Origin of the sequence: Caulobacter sp. B11 (genome assembly GCF_002737765.1) — a bacterium.
Classification (GTDB): domain Bacteria; phylum Pseudomonadota; class Alphaproteobacteria; order Caulobacterales; family Caulobacteraceae; genus Caulobacter.
In genome coordinates this window covers 1-4,365 of record NZ_PEGG01000364.1, presented here as the reverse complement: position 1 = coordinate 4,365, position 4,365 = coordinate 1, and the positions used below count along the sequence as shown (strand labels likewise).

The window sequence follows — 4,365 nt, the reverse complement described above, 5'->3', positions numbered from 1 at the left end:
TTCGTAGACGATCACCCAGGGCGGAGCGCTGAAGCTGTAAGGATCGTCCTGGAAATCGAACCGCCGGCGCCCCAATCGCGGCCGTTTGGCCAAGCGTTGGACCACCTCATTCAGCCGCTTTAGAACGGCCTCGGCGCGCGCGACGCCACTGTCGGCCGCGATCCAGGCATAGATGCGTCTGAAATCCCGCAGAGCGTCCGCGGATTTGACGGCCGTCGGAGATCCCATCAGACCTTCTTGGTCTTCTGGGTTTTCTCGAACTCGGCTCGAGCGTCCGCCAGCATTTCCTCGAAATCCCAGGGTGTAGCCTTGCCCTCGGCGAATTCCTGGCGCGCCCGCACCAGCGACGCGTTGATCTCATCACGATTTCGTTCGAACCAAGCGTCCTGTTCGGCATCGGTCAGCGGCGGGCCGTACAGGTCCGACAGATCATCGAAATCATCCGCCTCGGGCTTCGCAGGCTTGTTCATGGACGCCAGTCTATCATAAAGCCGCCCCAGCGCCTACGAATCGAGGCGGTAGCCGGCCCCGCGCACGGTCTGCAGCATGGCCCGATCGAACCCCTTGTCGATCTTCGAGCGCAGGCGCGAGATGTGCACGTCGATGACATTGGTCTGCGGGTCGAAGTGATATTCCCAGACCTTTTCCAGCAGCATGGTGCGGGTCACCGCCTGGCCGGCGTGGCGCATCATGAATTCCAGCAACTGGAACTCGCGAGGCTGCAGGTCGATCTCCTTGCCGGCCCGGTGGACGGTGCGGTTGATCAGGTTCATTTCGAGTTCGCCGACCTTGAGGGTCGTCGCGACCGCGCCGGTCTCACGACGGCGCGACAGGGCCTCGACCCGGGCCATCAGTTCGGAAAAGGCGTAGGGCTTGACCAGATAGTCGTCGGCCCCGGCCTTCAGCCCGACCACGCGGTCGCTGACCTCGCCGAGCGCCGACAGGAACAGGACGGGGGTGTTGTCGCCTTCACGGCGCAGGGTCTCGACCACCTCGACGCCGTTCTTCTTGGGCATCATGCGGTCGACGATCAGCACGTCAAAGCCGCCCTTGCCGGCCTCGGTCAGGCCCGCCTCGCCGTCCGGCGCGTGGACGCAGTCATAGCCGGCCTCGGTCAGGCCATGCTTCATGGCGCCGGCCGCCTCCAGATCGTCTTCGATGATCAGAATGCGCATGCTGGAGTCCCCGAATCCACGGCGGGAGGCGTCGAGCGAATCGACGGCCTCCAAACGCCTGGTGTCACCATTTCGGGTCATGGTGGCGTGAACCGCGCGCGGACGAAAGCCCCGTGCGCTTCGGGCGGGGCCGCGCCGCCGTCCGCTCGAGGCGGTCCTCGCGGCGGGACGGGCCTGCGGGCGTCAAGCCTTTGAACCTAAAGTCTTTCCGGGTCAGGTGTTTCCACCTGACCCGGAACGAACCTAGGGCGCGATCTTGACCGGCACGATGGTCGGGCGGCCTGCGCGGACGATCCGCAGGTTGACGCTGGGCCGGCCGATCTTCTTGGCGGCGTCAACGGCGGCGCTGACGTCGGCGGCGGTCGCCACGGGCTGGCCGTTGACGCTGGAGACCACGTCGCCCTTCTGCAGGCCCTTCTCGCCGGCGTCGGACGACGGCTTGACGGCGTCGATCAGCACGCCGCGCACCTCTGGAGCGATCTTGAAGGTGCGGCGGGCGCTGTCGTCCAGCGGCGCCAGGGTCAGGCCGATCACCTCCGACTTCGGCAGAGCCGGCTTGGTCGGGGCGGCGGAACCGTCCTCGTCGTCATTGTCATTGACCGCCAGGTCGCGCTCGCTGGGGCGGACGCCCGAGCGGATCTCGACCGAGCGTGGCTTGCCGCCCCGCAGGACGGACAGGCGGATCACGTCGCCGGGCTTGGCCTTGGCCACTTCGCGGGTCAGTTCCGAGCCGTTCTTGATGTTGACGCCATTGACGGCGGTCACGACGTCTTCCGGCATCAGGCCGCCGCGCTGGGCGGGACCGCCCTCGACGAGGTCGGCGACGATGGCGCCCTTGACGTCGGTCAGGCCTTGGGCCTCGGCCATGTCGGTGGTGAAGGGCTGGATCTGGGCGCCGATATAGCCGCGAACCACCTTGCCGCCGGCGATCAGCTGCCTGGCGGTGGATTCGGCCACGTCGGCGGGGATGGCGAAGCCGATGCCGACCGAGCCGCCGGTCGGCGAGAAGATCGCCGTGTTGACGCCGATCACCCGGCCATAGATGTCGAAGCTGGGACCGCCCGAATTGCCGCGGTTGATCGGCGCGTCGATCTGGATGTAGTCGAGAAACTGCGAGGAACTGTCGCCCAGGTCACGGCCATAGGCCGAGATGATCCCGGCCGTGGCGGTGCCGCCCAGGCCGAACGGGTTGCCGATGGTGATCACCCAGTCGCCGACCCGCGGCTTGGCCGAGTTCTCGAAATTGACGAACGGGAAGGCCGCGCCCTTGGCCTTGGGATCGACGACCTTGAGCACGGCCAGGTCGGTGCCTTCGTCGCGACCGACGACCGTGGCCTTGAGCTCGCGACCGTCCTTGAGCACCACATTGATGCCGTCGGCGTCGGCGTCGGCGACCACGTGATTATTGGTGACCAGATAGCCGTCGGCCGAGATGAAGAAGCCCGAGCCCGAGGACTGCTGCTTGGGGCCGGGGGCCTCTTCGCCCTCCTCGCCCGGCTTCTGGCCGCGCGGCACGATGTCGAAGCCTTCCAGGCCCGGGATGCGCAGCCGCTGAGCCGGTCCGGCCTTGGAGGTCACGTCGATCTGCACCACGGCGGGCGAAACCTGCTCGAAGATGTCGGCGAACGACATCGGCGCGCCGGGCGGCGGCGCGAAGGTCGCGGCGGCCGTGGCGGTGGACACTCGTGTCAGTTGCGGCGCGGCCTCGGCGGCCCCGGCCGGGCCCATCCGCATGCCAACACCGGCCAGGGCGGCGCAGGCGACACCCGCTCCCGCCACAGCGCCCACGAAGAATCCCGACTTCCTAGCGGCCATGTCTCGTCTTTCCCTACCCGCGGCGCCCGGCGCCGGGTCCTGTCGACTAGAACCTAGTTGCGACGGCAATTCGCGCAATGGTCCTGCATCATCTTGCCTACTGCGTTGGAAGCTTCTTGCGGCGGCTTCGCGGCGCAATCGTGTCATTGATCCTTCAACAGGACCTGAAGACGAGCTTCTTCTTCCGGTGAAAGCGAGTCCAGCGGATCTTCACCTGCGGGCGCGGCCCGGCGGCGCAAAAGCACGATCATCAGGCCGCCGCCGGCCAGCAGGGCCAGGACCGGCGTCAGCCACAGAATCGCGTTGCTGGCCGAGAAGGGCGGCCGCAGCAGCACGAATTCGCCGTAGCGCTCAAACCAGGAAGGCGCGAAATCTGGGCGTCGCTGCGGCCCTGCGCCACTTGGCCGCGCACGATCTCGCGCAGGTCCTGGGCCAGCTCGGCCTGGGAATCATCGATCGACTCGTTCTGGCAGACCAGACAGCGGATCTCGCGGAACAGCTCGCGGGCCCGCCCCTCCTGGGCCGGATCGGCCAGGCGCTCGCCCGGATCCGAGGCGGCGGCCATGCAAGACCAGCGCGGCCAGGCCGATGATCAGGCCGCGCAGGCGGCTCACGAGGTCACCCCCGGCTTGCGCGCCACCCCGAACCGCAGGCGACGGTCCGACAGCGACACCAGGCCGCCCAGCGCCATGATCAACGGACCCAGGAAGATCAGCCGCACCCACGGATTGACATAGGCCCGCACCACCCAGGCCGGTTCGCCCTTGGCGCCCGCCCGGCGCTCGCCCAGGACCACATAGAGATCGTCCAGGCCGCGGGGGCAGATCGAGACCTCGGACGTGGTCTGGCCGCCGGCCGGATAGAAGCGCCGCTCGGGCGTGGCGGTGCAGACCAGCTTGCCGTCGCGGCCGACGATCCGCACCAGGCCGCGCTCGGCGATATAGTTGGGCCCCTCGACCGCCCCGACATCGGTCAGGGTCATTTCATAGCCGCCCAGGCGAACCTGTCCGCCGAGGTTCAGGGCCTGGGCGCTTTCCACCCGCCAGGCGGTCTCGAACGAGCCCCCAGCACGAAGACGCCCAGTCCGGCATGGGCCAGGGTCATGCCCCAGGCCCCGCGCGGCAGGCCGACCAGGCGGCGGCGGACCTCGGCCCAGGGGGCGCGGAAGGCCTTGACGCGTTCGATGATCTCCAGCCCGGCGCCGGCGATCAGCCAGGCGCCCAGGGCCAGTCCGGCGCTGGCCAGGCCCTTGCGCGGCACGACGATGACGGAAGGCGGCCAGGCCCAGGATCGCGGCGATGGCCAGGGCCAGCCACAGGCGGCGAACGACCAGCCGGGCGTCGCCGCGCTTCCAGGCCAGCAGCGGTCCGGCCGG

Annotated in this window: 6 protein-coding genes and 1 pseudogene; all 7 read right to left on the bottom strand. The window is 68.5% G+C overall.

From position 1 onward, the window contains the following. A partial coding sequence (locus CSW58_RS16340) for a type II toxin-antitoxin system RelE/ParE family toxin (protein ID WP_143755209.1) occupies positions 1-228 on the bottom strand: 228 nt, incomplete at its 3' end. Next, positions 228-470 (bottom strand): hypothetical protein, encoded by a 243-nt coding sequence (locus CSW58_RS15950; protein WP_099447547.1) that lies wholly within the window; start codon positions 468-470, stop codon positions 228-230. The genes CSW58_RS16340 and CSW58_RS15950, both read right to left, overlap by 1 nt. Positions 471-503: 33 nt before the next feature. After that, on the bottom strand, positions 504-1,175 hold the full coding sequence (locus CSW58_RS12815; RefSeq protein ID WP_099447548.1) for a response regulator transcription factor: 672 nt from the start codon (positions 1,173-1,175) through the stop codon (positions 504-506). 243 nt (positions 1,176-1,418) lie between these two features. After that, positions 1,419-2,990, bottom strand: coding sequence for a Do family serine endopeptidase (locus tag CSW58_RS12810; protein ID WP_099447546.1), 1,572 nt, complete (start codon positions 2,988-2,990; stop codon positions 1,419-1,421). A 143-nt stretch (positions 2,991-3,133) separates the two neighbouring features. Further along, on the bottom strand, positions 3,134-3,325 hold the full coding sequence (locus tag CSW58_RS15850) for a cytochrome c-type biogenesis protein CcmH (RefSeq protein WP_255406587.1): 192 nt from the start codon (positions 3,323-3,325) through the stop codon (positions 3,134-3,136). Further along, positions 3,277-3,555 (bottom strand): cytochrome c-type biogenesis protein, encoded by a 279-nt coding sequence (locus CSW58_RS12805; protein WP_255406586.1) that lies wholly within the window; start codon positions 3,553-3,555, stop codon positions 3,277-3,279. Before CSW58_RS12805 ends, CSW58_RS15850 begins: the two co-directional genes overlap by 49 nt. 45 nt (positions 3,556-3,600) lie before the next feature. Continuing rightward, positions 3,601-4,250: pseudogene (locus CSW58_RS12800) on the bottom strand (cytochrome c-type biogenesis CcmF C-terminal domain-containing protein). Positions 4,251-4,365 lie beyond the last annotated feature (115 nt).